Annotated in this window: 15 protein-coding genes; 3 read left to right on the top strand and 12 right to left on the bottom strand. The window is 37.9% G+C overall.

The genetic code is table 11. The annotated features are described in order from the left end of the window. Window positions 1-32: 32 nt before the first annotated feature. The gene (gene queG / locus ACE3RB_RS07810; protein WP_374463713.1) at window positions 33-971 is read right to left on the bottom strand and encodes a tRNA epoxyqueuosine(34) reductase QueG; all 939 of its coding nucleotides are present in this window, start codon (window positions 969-971) and stop codon (window positions 33-35) included. A gap of 170 nt (window positions 972-1,141) precedes the next feature. Here queG and ACE3RB_RS07805 point away from each other — a divergent pair, with 170 nt between their 5' ends. Next, entirely contained in the window at window positions 1,142-1,441 is a 300-nt protein-coding gene (locus ACE3RB_RS07805; RefSeq protein WP_047377132.1) for a rhodanese-like domain-containing protein, read from the top strand. Window positions 1,442-1,469: 28 nt separating this feature from the next. Further along, complete coding sequence (locus ACE3RB_RS07800) at window positions 1,470-2,087, top strand: hypothetical protein (protein ID WP_374463712.1); 618 nt, start codon at window positions 1,470-1,472, stop codon at window positions 2,085-2,087. 79 nt (window positions 2,088-2,166) lie between these two features. On the opposite strand, the gene ACE3RB_RS07795 is transcribed toward ACE3RB_RS07800, so the two are convergent. The 9 genes from ACE3RB_RS07795 to ACE3RB_RS07755 all read right to left on the bottom strand — a co-directional run bounded on the left by ACE3RB_RS07795 (window position 2,167) and on the right by ACE3RB_RS07755 (window position 10,550). After that, the gene (locus ACE3RB_RS07795; protein ID WP_374463711.1) at window positions 2,167-2,937 is read right to left on the bottom strand and encodes an alpha/beta fold hydrolase; all 771 of its coding nucleotides are present in this window, start codon (window positions 2,935-2,937) and stop codon (window positions 2,167-2,169) included. A 15-nt stretch (window positions 2,938-2,952) separates the two neighbouring features. Beyond that, window positions 2,953-3,942 carry an NAD(P)H-dependent flavin oxidoreductase gene (locus tag ACE3RB_RS07790; protein WP_374463710.1) on the bottom strand — a complete coding sequence of 330 codons (990 nt, stop codon included), beginning with the start codon at window positions 3,940-3,942 and terminating at the stop codon, window positions 2,953-2,955. Between the two features lie 123 nt (window positions 3,943-4,065). Next, window positions 4,066-5,433 (bottom strand): peptidylprolyl isomerase, encoded by a 1,368-nt coding sequence (locus ACE3RB_RS07785; RefSeq protein WP_374463709.1) that lies wholly within the window; start codon window positions 5,431-5,433, stop codon window positions 4,066-4,068. Window positions 5,434-5,519: 86 nt separating this feature from the next. Beyond that, window positions 5,520-6,443, bottom strand: a complete 924-nt coding sequence (locus ACE3RB_RS07780) for a PfkB family carbohydrate kinase (protein WP_374463708.1) — start codon at window positions 6,441-6,443, stop codon at window positions 5,520-5,522. A 27-nt stretch (window positions 6,444-6,470) separates the two neighbouring features. Beyond that, window positions 6,471-7,028, bottom strand: a complete 558-nt coding sequence (gene gldD / locus ACE3RB_RS07775; protein WP_374463707.1) for a gliding motility lipoprotein GldD — start codon at window positions 7,026-7,028, stop codon at window positions 6,471-6,473. A 44-nt stretch (window positions 7,029-7,072) separates the two neighbouring features. Continuing rightward, window positions 7,073-8,107: an A/G-specific adenine glycosylase gene (gene mutY, locus ACE3RB_RS07770; protein ID WP_374463706.1), complete on the bottom strand. Its 1,035-nt coding sequence runs from the start codon at window positions 8,105-8,107 to the stop codon at window positions 7,073-7,075. Between the two features lie 77 nt (window positions 8,108-8,184). Further along, complete coding sequence (locus tag ACE3RB_RS07765; protein ID WP_374463705.1) at window positions 8,185-8,655, bottom strand: hypothetical protein; 471 nt, start codon at window positions 8,653-8,655, stop codon at window positions 8,185-8,187. A gap of 66 nt (window positions 8,656-8,721) precedes the next feature. Further along, on the bottom strand, window positions 8,722-10,083 hold the full coding sequence (locus tag ACE3RB_RS07760; RefSeq protein WP_374463704.1) for a DUF5458 family protein: 1,362 nt from the start codon (window positions 10,081-10,083) through the stop codon (window positions 8,722-8,724). A gap of 20 nt (window positions 10,084-10,103) precedes the next feature. Next, window positions 10,104-10,550 (bottom strand): hypothetical protein, encoded by a 447-nt coding sequence (locus ACE3RB_RS07755; RefSeq protein WP_332385944.1) that lies wholly within the window; start codon window positions 10,548-10,550, stop codon window positions 10,104-10,106. Window positions 10,551-10,901: 351 nt separating this feature from the next. Here ACE3RB_RS07755 and ACE3RB_RS07750 point away from each other — a divergent pair, with 351 nt between their 5' ends. Beyond that, entirely contained in the window at window positions 10,902-11,948 is a 1,047-nt protein-coding gene (locus ACE3RB_RS07750) for a hypothetical protein (protein ID WP_374463703.1), read from the top strand. 61 nt (window positions 11,949-12,009) lie between these two features. Here the strand turns inward: ACE3RB_RS07750 and ACE3RB_RS07745 are convergent, their stop codons facing one another. Beyond that, a complete protein-coding gene (locus tag ACE3RB_RS07745) occupies window positions 12,010-14,106 on the bottom strand; it encodes a M13 family metallopeptidase (RefSeq protein WP_374463702.1) in 2,097 nt (698 codons plus the stop codon). Window positions 14,107-14,406: 300 nt separating this feature from the next. Then, the gene (locus ACE3RB_RS07740) at window positions 14,407-16,464 is read right to left on the bottom strand and encodes a M13 family metallopeptidase (protein WP_374463701.1); all 2,058 of its coding nucleotides are present in this window, start codon (window positions 16,462-16,464) and stop codon (window positions 14,407-14,409) included.

Raw genomic sequence — 16,464 nt, 5'->3', positions numbered from 1 at the left:
GGAGGAATTGTCACCGAAAGTTCCGGAGAAAATCAGTCAGAAGACTTCTGTAAAAACTCAATATTTCTCTTGAGCCCTGCAAATTTGGTCCGTTTTACGGGAGATTTTCTGAAAATTTCAGAGAAAATTTCCTGGGTAAGTTCTTTCCATTCTCCTTTTTTGAAGTTTTTCAACGCTTCGTTGGGCTGAAAGCGGCTTTGTTTATTGGGAGCTGAGAAACGGTTCCATGGGCAAACGTCCTGGCAGATATCACAGCCGAACATCCAGTCTTCCATTTTATCTTTAAAATAATCTGGAATTTCGTTTTTGAGTTCTATGGTTGCATAAGAAATACAGCGGCTTCCGTCAATAATTTTCTCGGAAACGATAGCATCTGTGGGGCAGGCATCAATGCATTTTCTGCAGGTGCCACAATGATCTGTGGTGGCATGATCCGGAATCAGTTCAAGATCACAGATAATTTCTGCCAGAAAGTAGAAAGAACCATTTTGCTTGGTAATAAGATTGGCATTTTTACCTACCCAGCCAATTCCTGATTTTCTGGCCCAGCTTCGTTCCAAAACCGGTGCAGAATCAACAAAAACCCGGAATCCGAACTCCCCTATTTCTTCCTGAAGTTCCGCTACCATCTCACGGAGAATTTCTTTGATTACTTCATGATAATCTTCTGCATAAGCATATTTTGAGATTTTATAATTCTCCAGTACTGAAATTTTCTCCTCGGGAAAGTAATTGTAAGAAAGTGAAATAACAGATCTGGACCCTTCTACCAGAAGACGTGGATCAAGTCTTTTGTCGAAATGATTTTCCATATACTTCATTTCGCCATTATAGTTATTCTTCAGCCATTTTTCAAGATGAGGGGCATCTTCTTCCAGAAAATCAGCTTTGGAAATACCACAACTCTGGAATCCAAAACTTTTTGCCTTGGATTTTATCAGTTGGGAATATTTTTCGGCGCCGGCATTCATTAATTTCACACTGCAAAATTAAGATTATTTTATCAATCTGATCATTGACATCGAAGTTCAGCTTACAGTTGGCTTCCTGTCTCTTATTTTCTGAAAAATTTATGTTTTAATTAGGATTTTTTTCAAAAAAAAATTGCGTAATTTCGTTTCTGATTTTAAAATAAACAACTATGTCTTTAATAGAAGTAATACAATCCGGAAACTATGAATTAATCGACGTTCGTGAGCCAATGGAGCTTGAAATGGACGGTAATATAGATGGAGCCAAGAATATTCCTCTGGGTGAAGTAGAAGATAGACAAGATGAAATTCTATCTATTGAAAAGCCGGTAATCTTATTCTGCAGAAGTGGAAACAGAAGCGGAAAAGCATTGGATTATCTTAACGCTCAGGGATTAAAGGACGGTTATAACGGCGGAGGCTGGGCTGAGCTGAAGGCTGTTCTGGAAGCAAATCAGGGAACTTTTTAAAAGTTCCTTTTTTTATCCCTTTATTTCTATGAATCTGAAAACTCGATTTGAACAGCTATGTTCTCCTTTTACAGAAGACAGACAGCTAATCCACAGTCTCTGGAATGAAATTGAAACCAGGTATTCTGAAAAAGGCAGGCATTACCATAATCTTCTTCATCTTGAAAATATGTTCAGGGAGCTTGATGATGTGAAAGGTAACATTTCAGATTTCACAGCGATTTCTTTTTCCGTATTTTATCACGACATCATCTATGATGCCACATCAAAATCCAATGAAGAAAAAAGTGCGGCTACTGCAGAAAAAAGGCTTGCTGAGCTGCATGTAAGTAAAGATGATATTTCAGTGATTTCGGAACAGATTATTGCTACAAAATCCCATCAGCTGTCTGGTCATAACGATACCAATTATCTTCTGGATGCTGACCTTTCTGTACTGGGTAAAGATCTTAACACTTATATGGAATACACCCGGAATATAAGAAAAGAGTATTCTGTTTATCCTGATTTTCTTTATAAGCCGGGAAGAAAAAAAGTTCTTAAACATTTCCTTGAACTTGAAAGTATCTTTAAAACAGAATATTTTAAGGAAAAGTATGAGGTTCAGGCAAAAGAGAATATTAAAGCTGAGCTTCGGTTACTGTAACTGCAAAATGCAGGATTCATTTTGCATAAAACAAAGACATCTCAGTGATAAGATGTCTTTTTTCTATATTGCAGGTAATTTATGAATATTTACTGATAAACTCTGTCGCTTTTTCCAATACAAGCTCAGGAATTTCTTTATGTGGTGTATGCCCAATATTGGGAATAATATATTTCTCAGCACTTCCACTCACCTGAGTAACTGTTTTTTCTACCTGATCCAAGCTTCCGTATTCGTCTGCTTCTCCCTGAATAAATAATAATGGCGCCGTGATGTCTTTCAGGAGATATTCAATATTCCAGGTTCTGTAATCATCCCGTGTCCAGGTTTCCGTCCAGGCTTTGAACAGTGTTTCTACCTTATCACCATGATACTTCTGCAGCCGCTCAGGCAGATTTGTTGTTTTGTAGGCTTCCCATGCATCATAGACACCTTTTAAAGTAATGTCTTCCACAAAAATATGTCCTGCTTCACAAATGACAGCTTTTATTCTTTCAGGATATTTTGCAGCAGTGATCAGAGCTATTGTCCCGCCATCACTGTGCCCGAAGAGAATAACGTTATCAACATTCATTTCAGCCAGCAGGTCATTCAGTAAATCGGCTTCCAGCTCCACATAATTTACCGGTCTTTCATGAGTAGACATGGGATATGATTTTCCATATCCCAAACGATCATAAGCAAGAGTATTGCACTGTACGGCTTCAGCAAGTTTTACCGGAAAGTCTCTCCAAAGCTGTACGGAGCCTAATGAGTCATGCAGAAAAACAACCGTTGGTCTGTCTTTAAACTGATTATTATGTTCTAAATATATTTTTTTACCCTTTACATCAATTATTCTTTCCTCCATTGAATCAATTAATATTTAAAACGTTGGCATTTTTGTTTCTTCAAATTCTTTTAAAAGATGATTGAAAACAGTTTCCACCGGAAGAATCTCATCAATCAAAGCTGAAACCTGGCCTATTTCAAGTTCTCCGTCTTCCATATCTCCTTCAAACATTCCGCGTTTTGCTCTGGCTCTTCCTAATGAAGCGATTAAAGCATCTTTGTTTCTTCCGCTCTGGTAGATTTCTTCCAGCTCATTAAAGAATTTATTTTTAACCATTCTTACCGGCGCCAGTTCTTTCAGGGTAAGATGCGTATCTCCTTCCTGAAGTTCTGTGATTTTCTTTTTCCAGTTTTCATGGGCACTGGCTTCTGTAGTGGCAGCAAAACGGGAGCCTATTTGCACACCGTCTGCACCAAGAATCATTGCGGCTTTGATCTGTGAGCCCAGGGCAATTCCTCCTGCAGCGATTAACGGCTTAGAAATATGTTTTTTAACATTGGGAATAAGACAGAATGTTGTTGTTTCATCTCTTCCGTTGTGGCCTCCTGCTTCAAAACCTTCCGCAACAATAGCATCTACTCCGGCATCTTCACATTTCACAGCAAATTTGGTAGAGGAAACTACGTGAGCTACTTTTATTCCTTCTTTCTGAAGGGTTTCTGTATAGGTTTTAGGGTTACCGGCTGATGTAAAGACAATCTTTACTTTTTCTTCAAGAATGATTTGAATGATCTCCTCAATATTAGGATACAGCATAGGCACATTTACCCCAAAAGGTTTATCTGTTGCCTTTTTGCATTTCTGAATATTTTCTCTGAGGATATCAGGATACATACTTCCTGCTCCTATGATACCCAATCCGCCACAGTTGGAAACAGCCGAAGCAAGCCTCCATCCTGAATGCCAGATCATACCTGCCTGGATAATCGGATATTTAATATTAAAAAGGTGTGAAATTCTATTTTGTGTAGCCTCCATGTCATGAAGTTTTTTTGCAGCGTTGAAATCTATAAAATTGCTCATGCGTAAAAATAATAAAAACAATGGTTTTCCGGGAAATATCTGTCAATATTTTCCATGACGGGTTTTCGTCTTTATAACGTTTAATGATAAAAAAAACCTTCAGAAATTCTGAAGGTTTTGATTTTATTTTGTCATGGATTGTTTCTTCCAGTTCGACTTAAAGTTACAGCTGTCGTAACGCCCGTCAATTGAAATAAAAGTTGTCGGTAACTTGGAGTTGACAAACTTTTCAACCATTTCACTTTTCTTTTTATTCAGCGCCATCTGCTTGATTCTGCTGAAGTCCGTTTCCAGTGTAATCTGGTGAGAAGGAATCACATCCTCCACTTTGATGATCTTGATTTGCTTTCTCTTGTTTTCTTCGTCTTCAAAAGCAGTTGTGATATCTCCTTTGTTCAATCCTGCCAATTCATAACTGATTGTTCCCGGGATGCTTTCTCTTTCAATCTTATCAGAACCATCAGCTCCCGGAATTACTCCAGCGTTGAATTTTGTTCTTTTATCATCTGAGAATTTAAAAGCAGCATCTTTAAAAGTCATTTTACCGTCTATAATAAGACCTCTGATACTGTCTAATTTTGCTTTTGCTGTTTTGATCTCTTCATCAGTTGGAGTAGCCTTTAACAAGATATGTCTTGCATCATACACTTTACCTGATCTTTTCACCAGCTGAATAATGTGGAACCCGAATTCAGATTCAACAGGATCTGAAATTTCATTTTCCTGAAGGTTCAGTGCTGCAGCCTCGAATGGCTTCACCATCTGTCCTTTGTTGATATTTTTATATAATCCTCCGTTAGCAGCTGATCCTTCATCTTCAGAATAAATTCTTGCCTGGCTTTCAAAAGTCTCCCCGGCAAGGATATCCTGCTTGATTTTTTTCAACCTGTTGATAAGGTCTTGTTTGTGAGCTTCTGTAAGGGATGGATAAATCATAATCTGAGCCAGAGTAACTTCATCTTTTACCTGTGGCAACTGTGTTTTATACATATTGTAGAAGTCAGTTACCTCATTTGGAGTTACGTCTGCTTTATCAGTAACTCTCTGGTATTTTGCCTGCCCGTAGTACTGGTCTGTGTCTATCTTCTCGATAGCATTTTTCATCTCATAAGCATTTCTGAACTTATAAGCGGCCAGCAATGTCTTTTCATCCGGAAATTGAGAAAGCAACTGACGGTATTTTGCATTAGCCTGTTCTTTGATGGCTGCAGAACGGTTTTCAATTAAAGTATCTTTTTTTGCTTCGTATACAAGAAGCTTATTGCTGATAAGGTTTTCCAGGAACTCACATTTGTCTGTGTTGGCAGCCCCCTGCTGTTTACCATAATTCATCTGCTCGATTACATCAGATTCCAACACAATCTCATCTCCGATAACAGCTGCAATACCATCCACCAAATCTCCTTGTTTTAGCTGGGCATTCATCATATTTGAAGATAATATCATGATGAAAATCCCAAGAAGAAAAGTGATTTTTAGTTTATTTGTCATTTTACTATTTTAACAAGTTGCAAATTTAGAATTCTTAACGAATTTCACTCAATTTTTTATTATAAATATTTCTTAAAAAGACTTATTTACTGCAGTTCAACATCAAATGTTGTTAATTCTTTGAATTGTCTCAATCTGCTGAACATATCTGCTTCGTTTACTTCTTCTATTCTTTCAGTTCCGAATTTCTCTACGGTGAATGAAGCCATTGCAGATCCTACGATAAGGGCAGACTTCATTGTTTCGAAATCAATTTTTCCTTTTTTAGCAAGATAAGCTGCGAAACCTCCTGCAAAAGTATCTCCGGCTCCTGTCGGATCGAAAACATCTTCCAATGGAAGCGCAGGGATAGCAAATACTTTATTGTCATGGAAAAGTAAAGCTCCGTGCTCTCCTTTTTTGATGATGACATATTCAGGACCCATTGTGTGGATCTTTTTAGCTGCTTTTACTAAAGAGTATTCTCCTGAAAGCTGTCTTGCCTCTTCGTCATTAATGGTAATTACATCTGTTCTGGCAATCATATCCATTAAGATATCCCAAGCAGAATCCATCCAGAAGTTCATGGTATCAAGGATAACCAGCTTAGGACGGTTGTTCATTTTTTCAAGTACAGATAGCTGAACTCCAGGGTGTAGGTTTCCAAGTAGCAAAATCTCGGCATCCTGCATTGAATCAGGGATTTTCGGATCGAAATTCTCAAGAACATTTACTTCTGTAGCCAAAGTATCTCTTGTATTCAGGTCGTTGTGGTATTTTCCGGACCAGAAGAATGTTTTTCCTTCTTTCACGATTTCAATTCCTTCGATGTTTACATCTCTGTTGGTAAACATATCAAGATGTTCCTGTGGAAAGTCTCCTCCTACTACAGAAACAATTCCGGATTTAACGCCTAAAATTGATGAAGTGATCCCTATATAAGTGGCTGCACCTCCTAAAATTTTGTCCGTTTTACCAAATGGTGTTTCAATTGCATCAAATGCAACACTTCCTACAACTAAAAGTTTCATATATTTTTCAATGTATATTAAAAGTAATTATTTTTTCCATTCAAAAGTGTCCAACAGGTGTTTCATATCATTTTTGATATAGTTCACCGCAGGGGCAAGAGAGTCCGGTTTCGGTCTCGTGTTAAAGTATAAGTAAGCAGTTACGAAGTGTTTCGTACTGTCTGTAATGTAGAATTGAAGATTGGAAGCACTTTGGCCTTTCAGCTCATAGAAATTCCCGTATACTTTCTTTTCAGGGTACTCAAAGGATTTTGTATCTATGGAACTGGCTTTAATGGTATGCTCATATACCATTTTTTCAGCTTCCTTGATATGGTCTGCAAAGTCATTTTGTATCGGGTAATAGGTAACGAAAATTTTGGCTTTCATCTTCGGATAGTTCAGATAGAACCAGCAGGGCTTTTTGGCTGGCGCTATGGAAGCAAAGTCCGAATACTCAAAGGTATAGGCGCAATCGTTTTGAAACTTCTGGTATTTCGGTGCAGGATACTCAAGACGCAGTTCTCCATAAGGTTTTGGTGAAGGGTCTTTTCCACATGAAATTAAAAGCAGCGATACAAAAATAAAAATGACTTTTTTAATCATTTTGCAAAAGTACAAATTAGATTTCAGATTTAAGAAGACAAATTTCAGTCTTTCAGAGAGTTTTGAATGTAATTTTCCAAAGGTTTCGGAAAAGATTTTTCATGAGAGCCTTCAACGTCTGTAATCAGGTATTGATTTTCAGCGATAAAATGATTCCAGATCTTTTCTGAAGTAACCTCAACATTCAATATTTCAATGCTTAAATTTTTGTGGGTCAGTTTATGGGTAACGGTTTTTGAACCTGTAATGAATAGTTCCATATCAGCAGAAATAGTGGCAGGAAATTCAAATAATTTCTTCCAGATAAAATCGTCCGCTCTCTGACGGATCAGGAACTTGCCGTCTCTGTGTACAAAATAATAGGTCAGAGCAAGATCTTCGGCTTTTACTTTTTTTGTTTTTACCGGATAATCTGAAATTTTCTGCAGGGAAAATGCCAGGCAGTCTTCATTAAGAGGACATTCTCCGCAAAGTGGATTTTTGGGCTTACAGATCTCTGAACCTAAGTCCATCATAGCCTGGTTAAAATCACCCACATTTTCCGGCATTACCAAAGCAGCCAGTTCAGAAAAATAGGTAAACGCTTTTGAATTCGAAATATCAAAATCATCAGCAAAAAGACGGCTCAGGACGCGGTAGAAGTTTCCGTCAACGGCAGGTATTCTTCCACCAAAACATATGCTTGAAACAGCTGCTGCAGTATATTTCCCTACTCCTTTTAATTTCAGGATTTCTTCGTATTGGTGAGGAAAAACTTCCTGATAATCATTCATGATCTGCCGGGCAGCCTTATGGATATTGATTGCTCTTGAATAATACCCCAATCCTTTCCAATACAGTAAAACTTCGTTTTCTTCAGCTTCTGCCAACGTTTTTACATCGGGAAATCTTTTAATGAAATTATTGTAATGATTCAGGCCCTGATTAATCCTTGTCTGCTGAAATACAATTTCACAGATCCAGATCTTATACGGATCTTTTGTCTGTCTGAAAGGCAGATCTCTCGCATTATTCCTGTACCATTCCAAAAGCCGATTCCCTATATGAAGAAACTCTGAAGCCGTTTTATTTTTTTCCAAAAACCAATCTTGTTTTAAATCATTGAAGAGATTGTTTCTCTTCATCTTATTTTCAGTGCTGCAAAGATAGGTTTATTTTATTTTTTCTTTACATTGTATACCGGAGCAGCTTTTAACCATTGATATTTAAGATTTCTGTCTTTGGCAATAAAGCGGTATCCTTCAAGCTTTTTCAGATAAACATACATGGAATCTGTGCTTTTTATCTTCAGCTTATATTCTGATAAAAACAGCATTGGCATTTCTACAGCAGAATCTCTTACTGTTTTCAATACTTTTCCTGATTTTACTTTATAAAGAAAAAATGATTTCCCACGTCCTTTCGAGCTGTCCGAGAGCTTAACCTCTGAACTTGCAATAACCAGTTCACTGCCATCAAAGCACTCATCTTCATTCATTACATATGCTTTTCCTTCCTTATGCTCATCTGCAAAAAGATCATTTTCGTAATGACCCGGACTTTGGTATTTCTTTTCACAGCTCATCATAAGTGCCATCAGCAGAACCGGTAAGACAAAGATCAGCTTCTTATTCATATTACATTTCATAGGTGTTGGTTGAAAAAAAACCGATGTAAGATTGCATCGGTTTTTGTTATATAAAGTAAGTTTAGTTTACTCCTGAGTATATTCTGCATCCCATTCGTTACCATCATCTCCTTTGTGTCCGTCAAGTTTAATAACGAAACTTTTTGTAGGGAAATAAGGTGTCATACGGATATCCAGCCATACTCTGTCTTTGTTTACTCTATCCTGCTCGAAACGAACAATTTTGAATTTTTCGATCAGCTTGTCCGGTCCTTTGATATTGTCAAGGAACGTTACAATCTGTCTTCTTAAATCATCTTCGTTTTTAGCATTCCAGTTTTCGAAAGCTCTTCTGTTCAGGAAATCAAGCAATACTTTGGTTACATAGTCGAATACACGAACTACAGAATACGTCTGAAGACCGATATTGTCTCCTGTAAATAATGTCTTCGCAGAGAAGGCCATAATTTTTCCGTATTCGTTTACCATTGGTACTAGACCCATTTTTTCCAGCTGAGAAATTTCACTTTTCTTCAGTTCGAATTTTACAGCGTCTACTTCGTTGATATTACCATGTTTTTTACCTGCTGCTACCTGAGACATCAGTGTTTTATGGATTTTTCCTGCTAATGAAGTGGAAGGCGGAAGTTCTACGTTTTCCTCTTCTCCTACTTCTTCAGCTTTACCACGTCCTACCAGCCAGTTACACGTCATAATAACGTTACTTCTGTGAAGCTCACCTCCTGTAAGGTTTGCGGAGTGGAATAAGTCTACAACGTCATCCGGCTTATCAAGGTTGGCGAAGTCTGTAACCATCATTACTTTGTTTTCGTTACAGATTTTTGCCCATTTCTCGATGACCTTATTTGATCCTAAATATCCCGGTATTGCAAGGATTGAATAGTTATCTCTAAGGTCAAGGCGGTCGTAATAGTTTTTGAATTCTTCTGCAATAGCATCAATGAACAAAGGATTATCCAGATCGGAAACCTGCTCAAGGCTTGCATTTACGATACTTACGTTATCCACTTTATCCAATTCTGTATTTTTATAGAATTGCGCTACTGTTCTGTAGTTGGTTTCCAGCATACGAACAGCATCCAGTGTATTTTTTAAGTTTTTCTTTAAGTTCTGATCGGCCTGCTGTGCTTTGGTTTTGCACGTTTCGGCCATTTTATCTGCTGATTCATTACCCTCCAAAAGGCTTACCCAAAGATTGATCTTCTGAAGAAGCTCTTTTCTTTCTTCTGCTTTATTGCTGTCATTCAGGAAAATTTCTTTTCTTGCCTTTCTTGTTGGGTTCATATTGGCAATACCGTCTACAACGGATTCAACAAAGCCAAATCCTCCCATTTTATTGAGCTCTGCAAGCGGGTTGCCCTTCGGCTGCCCTGCATGTTGCTGCTGCCCCTGCTGCTGGCTTTCTTGTGCCTGTAATTTGCTATCCATGATTTAATGTAAGTCTTTAATTATTTTTCAAGTTCTTGTGCCACTTCTTTCAATACTTCTATGAACGCCGCTCTTGTCTGATCGTTCTCCAGCATATTGCGTAGAATTTTGTTGGTTTTCAGCTGACGTACTATTTTATTGTACTGCTCCTGTTCCATGCTCAGCTGCTGCAGATAATCTGACTTCTGAGTAAGGCTTTTAGGAGTAAAGTCTCCAAGGTTTTGAAAACGGAATTCCTCTTCTACTATTCCACCATCTTCTGTTTCGTGCTGTACCGATACTGAAGGCTGGAAATGTCTGAAAACGTCTTCCACTGTTTTTAATCCTGTTACGATTTCAGGGGTATAAGACTCTTCTGTTGTAAGTTGGCTTACTATCAGTGATTTATTTTCCTGTATTTCCTGAATAGCTTCATTAGCGTCTACTTTTACCTCGTTTCCGCCAACACCATAATTAAACATTGCCATATTATTGTTATTTTGAGATTTACTATTTTGGTTTGGATCTGTCTTTGAGTAATTTACAGATGAATCGAATAAATTACCAATCCAATGTTTAAATTTTAAAAAAAACTGTAACATACAAAATTTTACTAAGATTTTTCTTGAATCATGTAAATTTACAAATATTTATCCAACATAAAATCACCACATTACGATATCACTAAGCTATGAAAAAATAAATAAACTCATTCAAGAAAAATAAAATAAAATTTCTGTTTGCTTTATTCCGTACAAATGTAGCAAATGATATTAAAATAAGAATTCCTCAGACTTTACAAAAAATATTCTTTATATTTAAACAAAGTGAACCGTGTCATGAAAGATGTAAAAATAGCGTTTAGAAAGCCCATATTCCCTGTTTCAGAAGCATTACATCAATATCTGGAAAAATATAACAGAACCACTAAGATCAGATTTCTGTATGAAGACCTGCTGAGGTTCAGTGACAGTGTGAGCATTCTGGATAAAGACGGCAAAGATACATTGTGGCTTGGGGTACTGTATTCTGAATACGAATTTAAAGAAATAGAAGCCAATTTAAATAAAATTTATACTCTCCTCCATTCTGATGGAGATACTGCTACGCTACCTTATCTGACAGTAGATACGATCGATTTTTGTACTTTCGGAAATTCAAAACCTTTCCGGATCCGGGTGAGAAATGTACTGAATGATAATTATACCTATTTTTATATTAAGCAGGCTGATGCCTCACGAATATTCGGGCTGGAACTTGAAGACCTGCTTTCTCCCAACCGGATTAATTTTCTGGTGTACAAAAACACGTTGATAGAAGAGCATATTTTAGGAATTCCGGGAGATGTTTTCATTCAAAAACATTTGGCGAACTGTTCCGAACTGGAAAAGGCACAGATTTCCAAAGAATTTGTGAAGTTCAATGAGCGCTGCCTTATCGGGCTTCTTGGTGATATGCGTTCTTATAATTATGTGGTGATTCCCATACATGATTTCGACCAGGTTATTTATCGGATCCGTCCCATTGATTTTGATCAGCAGACTTATGAAGGCAATCTGAAAGTGTATCTTCCGCAGTATTTCAAAGAAAACAATCAGATGGTGAATATGGTTCTGGAAAAACTGAAACCCAGTTCAATAGAACAGTACCGTAAGGAAGTACGTTCGCAGATCGTAAAAAGGGTGACCAGCAGCAAAAACCGGTTTGATGAACTCATTGCTATCATGAAAAAGGATAGTATTGCGCCTGAAGCTAATGTGATAGAATTAAGAACTGCTTTGCAAAAACTGACCTATGATGTGAATTTCAAGTATTGTAAAACCATGGGTGACATTATGGAAACCGGAATTAAATTTGTGCTCCGGAATTATAAGAAAGAATATTAAAAGAAAATCCATCTCAAACAATATGAAATGGATTTTTCTTTTCTAACAATTTAAGGTAAAATTACCAGATTTTTATTCTGTCCTGAGGAGCTTTATACATTTTGTCTCCCGGCTTGATATCAAATGCTTTGATGAATGAGTCCTGGTTTACCAGCGGACCGAAAGCCCTGAACATTCCCGGAGAGTGCGGATCTGTTTTCACCTGGTTAATCATATACTGATCGGTAGCTTTTGTTCTCCAGACAGTGGCCCAGCTCATGAAAAATCTCTGATCCTGAGTAAATCCGCTGATTTTTCCAGGGTTTCCGTGATCTTTCAGGTACATCTGAAGTGCATCGTAGGCTACGGCTACTCCTCCTAAGTCTCCAATGTTTTCACCACTTGTAAATTTACCGTTTACGAAGCTTCCTTTTACTGGTTCGTAAGCACTATACTGAGCTGCCAGCTGACCTACTTTTGCATCGAAGTTTTTACGGTCTGCATCCGTCCACCAGTTATTAAGGTTACCATCTCCATCGAAACGGGAACCACTGTCATCAAATCCGTGAGAAATCTCGTGACCGATAACGGCTCCGATTCCCCCGAAGTTCACGGCTGCATCAGCTTTAGGATTATAGAAAGGCGGCTGAAGAATAGCTGCAGGGAATACAATTTCGTTATTTGATCCGCTGTAGTAAGCATTTACAGTCTGCGGAGACATGCCCCATTCTGTTTTATCAACCGGTTTTCCAACTTTATCCAGACTTCTCTGATACTGCCATGCTGCCACATTCTGAAGATTAGAATATAGAGTGGCCCCTTCTTTCGGAGATTCTACTTTCAGCTGGCTGTAATCTTTCCATTTATCCGGATAGGCAATTTTTACGGTAAACTTGGATAATTTTTCCTGAGCTTTTACTTTAGTTTCAGGAGACATCCAGTCGATATTGGCGATATGTGTTTTGAATGATTTTAAAAGGTAATCAATATAGGTTTCCATCTGCTTTTTGGCTTCAGGAGTGAAATATTTGTCCACATACAGTTTTCCGAAAGCTTCTCCAAGAACACCATTCACAAGGGTAAGCCCTCTTTTGTTCATCGGACGCTGTTCTTTCTGACCCTGTAAATATTTAGCATAGAAATCGAATCTGATCTGCTCTAAGCTGTCGTTCAGGTTGCTCGCATTCCCGTTAATGATATGATATTTCAGATAGTCTTTCAGTAATGGAAGGTTTTTCTGAGTAATGAACTGATCCATATTCTGGTAATATTTCAATTCTCCGATGATTACTCTGTCTGTATTTACGCCTGCATCTTTCAGATATTTTGCAAGATCTACATTTTTAACAAGCCCTGATAATTCGGATACATTTTTAGGATTGTATCTTAAATTGGCATCCCTGTTCTGTTCAAGCGTCAGTAAATAATTGGCTAACTGCTTTTCAAAGTCTACCACATTCTGCGCAGCCTGAGTATTATTTTTATATCCTAAAACTCCAAATAGTTTTCCAACATAAGTCTGATATTCAGCCAGTGTTTTAGTATTGGCATCATTTACTTTCTGGTAATAATCTCTTCCCAAACCAAGATCCGGACCGCCAAGATACACTGCATTCATGTTGGAATTCTTCATATCTGCTCCCACTCTCCATCCATAGAAAGAGTTGTCTCCTAATCTTGTAGCTTCCAGAAGGTATTTCTGAAGATCATTAAGGTTTTTGATGGCATCTACTTTGGCAAGATCCGCCTTGATAGGTGCCAGCCCTTCTGCATTTCTTTTATTGGTATCCATAAAAGAGGCATACAGATTCTGGATTTTCTGTCCTTCTGATCCTGCAGGATATGATTCTGTAAGGATTTTGTTCAAAATATCTAATGAAGCATCATCTACATTTTCTCTCAATGCATTGAAAGAACCCCAGTTTGCCTTGTCAGATGGAATCTGAGTAGTTTTCACCCAGTTTCCGTTCACATAGCTAAAAAAGTCATCCTGTGGGCGGACACTTGTATCCATATATGATAAGGTGATCCCCTCTTCTTTCACTTCTTCTTTCACCGGCTCAGCCACTGTTGCTGTAGCTTCGGTTTTATTCCCTGTCCCTGCAGTCTTAGCTGCACCACACGAGTTGAGAAATACAATACCTGAAAGGGCAAGTATTCCAATATTTAGCTTTTTCATTAAAGATAATTTTTGATTTTACACAAACTTACCAAATATACAAACTTTAATGATATGTAATGAATGGTAATTGATAATTTTTGGGGGGTAAAGTTTAAGGTTTAAGGTTAGTGGATATGCAGACCACCCCGGCAAAAATTCAAAGAATTTTTGCCACCCCTCCAGAGGAGGGGAATGATGGAAGCCGTTATGACAAATAGGAGCCTGCTGGTAATCTCTAATCTCTAATCCCTATCATCTATTCCCACCACCTGCCTCCTAAAAAACAAAACCGCCCATTGCTGAGCGGTTGTTATTTTTTTACCAGATTTTGATTCTGTCTTCCGGAGCTTTGTACAATTTGTCTCCTTTTTTCACGTCAAATGCTTTGTAGAAGGCATCAACATTGATTAGTGGACCGAAACTTCTGAAATATCCAGGAGAATGCGGATCTGTTTTTACCTGATTCACCATATATTTCTCGCTTGATAATGTTCTCCAAACGGTTGCCCAGCTTAGGAAGAATCTCTGATCCTGAGTGAATCCACTGATTTTCCCTGGGTTTCCTTTGTCTTTCAGATACATTTGAAGGGCATCATAAGCGATGTTTACACCTCCTAAGTCAGCGATATTTTCTCCGTTTGTGAAAGTACCGTTTACAAAAGTACCTTTTACAGGCTCGTACTTATCATACTGGGAAGCAAGGGCTTTAGTTGCTTTTTCGAAGTTTGCTTTATCTTCCGGAGTCCACCAGTCTACCAGGTTACCGTCTGCATCGAACTGTGCTCCTGAATCATCAAATCCGTGGCTCATTTCGTGACCGATAACCGCACCAATACCTCCAAAGTTTACAGCAGCGTCAGCATTCGGATTGAAGAACGACGGCTGAAGGATCGCTGCAGGGAATACAATCTCGTTATTTACCGGGTTGTAATAGGCATTAACAGTCTGTGGAGTCATTCCCCATTCTGTTTTATCAACCGGCTTTCCTATTTTTGCTAAATCTTTGTTATACTGCCATTCCGTAATATTCTGAAGGTTCTTATAAAGACTTCCTCCTTTAGCTTCAGAAATGATATTCAATTTTGAATAATCTTTCCATTTGTCAGGGTAAGCAACTTTTACAGTGAACTTGTTCAGTTTCTGCATTGCTTTTTCTTTAGTGGTAGAAGACATCCATGCTAAGTTGTTGATATGAACAGCAAAGCTTTTCTTCAGGTAGTCAATCAGTTCCACCATCTGAGCTTTTGCTTCAGCAGGGAAATATTTCTCAACATATAATTTTCCGAAAGCTTCTCCCAAAGTTCCGTTGATCAATTCAAAACCTCTTTTGTTAAGAGCTCTCTGCTCCTGCTGACCTCTAAGGTATTTACCATAGAAAGCAAACTTCATATTTCCTAAATTTTCACTTAAGTAAGAAGCACTTCCATGGATCATGTGGAATTTCAGATAATCTTTGATCACAGAAAGATCCTGAGCATTGATCAATTTATCGAAGTTTTTATAGAATCCTAATTCGCTGATAATTACCTTGTCGGTATTTACTCCTACTTTTTTAAGATATTCAGGAATATTTACTCCTTTTACCAACGTTGAAAGTTCAGCCATTGTTTTAGGATTGTACTGAAGGGTATTGTCACGGCTCTGCTCATTGGTCAGGTATGTATTGGCGATACTTTTTTCAAAGTTTACAATACCTTTTGCAGCTTCATCAGCATTTTTATATCCTAATTCTTTTAGCATAGAAGCTACATATTTCTGATATTCAGCGATAGCTTCTGTATTTTTTTCATTTACTTTCTGATAGTAGTCTCTTCCTAAACCTAAAGTAGCATTTCCTAAATAAACAGCGTTCATTTTAGAATCTTTAAGATCTGCGTCAACTCCCCATCCGTAAAGGATATTCTCTCCGTCTTTGGTTACAGAAATCAGGTAATTCTGAAGGTCAGCCATATTTTTAATGGCATCAATTTTATTCAGGTTATCCTGGATAGGTTTGATTCCGTCTGCATTTCTCTTCTGCATGTTCATATAAGTAGCATACAGATCCTGGATCTTTTTACCTTCGCTTCCGTCAGCAAATTTATCTTTCAGAAGGGAGTTCAGGATGGTCATGGAATTGTTATCCGTATCCTCAGCCAGTTTGTTGAAGCTTCCCCATGTTGGTTTGTCAGATGGAATTTTGGCTGTTTTCATCCATGTTCCACTCACATAGTTGTAAAAATCATCCTGTGGACGCACAGAAGTGTCCATCAGGCTAAGGTCTAAGCCTTTGTCTGTGTTATTTACTGCTACTTTAGCAGCTTTAGCTTGTGCGCTCATAGTCGTTTGAGTGCAGATCCCTGCTATTAAAAACAAAGAAAGCGTTATTTTTTTCAT

Origin of the sequence: Chryseobacterium sp. (assembly GCF_041914225.1) — a bacterium.
Classification (GTDB): Bacteria; Bacteroidota; Bacteroidia; order Flavobacteriales; family Weeksellaceae; genus Chryseobacterium.
This window is presented reverse-complemented; position numbering and strand designations above follow the sequence as displayed.

Coding starts and splice junctions, on each gene's coding strand:
- ACE3RB_RS07795 (WP_374463711.1), bottom strand. CDS start 2,937: ATGGAGGAAAGAATAATTGATGTAAAGGGTAAAAAAATATATTTAGAA.
- queG (WP_374463713.1), bottom strand. CDS start 971: ATGAATGCCGGCGCCGAAAAATATTCCCAACTGATAAAATCCAAGGCA.
- ACE3RB_RS07780 (WP_374463708.1), bottom strand. CDS start 6,443: ATGAAACTTTTAGTTGTAGGAAGTGTTGCATTTGATGCAATTGAAACA.
- ACE3RB_RS07755 (WP_332385944.1), bottom strand. CDS start 10,550: ATGGCAATGTTTAATTATGGTGTTGGCGGAAACGAGGTAAAAGTAGAC.
- ACE3RB_RS07800 (WP_374463712.1), top strand. CDS start 1,470: ATGAATCTGAAAACTCGATTTGAACAGCTATGTTCTCCTTTTACAGAA.
- ACE3RB_RS07790 (WP_374463710.1), bottom strand. CDS start 3,942: ATGAGCAATTTTATAGATTTCAACGCTGCAAAAAAACTTCATGACATG.
- ACE3RB_RS07750 (WP_374463703.1), top strand. CDS start 10,902: ATGAAAGATGTAAAAATAGCGTTTAGAAAGCCCATATTCCCTGTTTCA.
- ACE3RB_RS07805 (WP_047377132.1), top strand. CDS start 1,142: ATGTCTTTAATAGAAGTAATACAATCCGGAAACTATGAATTAATCGAC.
- gldD (WP_374463707.1), bottom strand. CDS start 7,028: ATGATTAAAAAAGTCATTTTTATTTTTGTATCGCTGCTTTTAATTTCA.
- ACE3RB_RS07740 (WP_374463701.1), bottom strand. CDS start 16,464: ATGAAAAAAATAACGCTTTCTTTGTTTTTAATAGCAGGGATCTGCACT.
- ACE3RB_RS07745 (WP_374463702.1), bottom strand. CDS start 14,106: ATGAAAAAGCTAAATATTGGAATACTTGCCCTTTCAGGTATTGTATTT.
- ACE3RB_RS07785 (WP_374463709.1), bottom strand. CDS start 5,433: ATGACAAATAAACTAAAAATCACTTTTCTTCTTGGGATTTTCATCATG.
- ACE3RB_RS07765 (WP_374463705.1), bottom strand. CDS start 8,655: ATGAAATGTAATATGAATAAGAAGCTGATCTTTGTCTTACCGGTTCTG.
- ACE3RB_RS07760 (WP_374463704.1), bottom strand. CDS start 10,083: ATGGATAGCAAATTACAGGCACAAGAAAGCCAGCAGCAGGGGCAGCAG.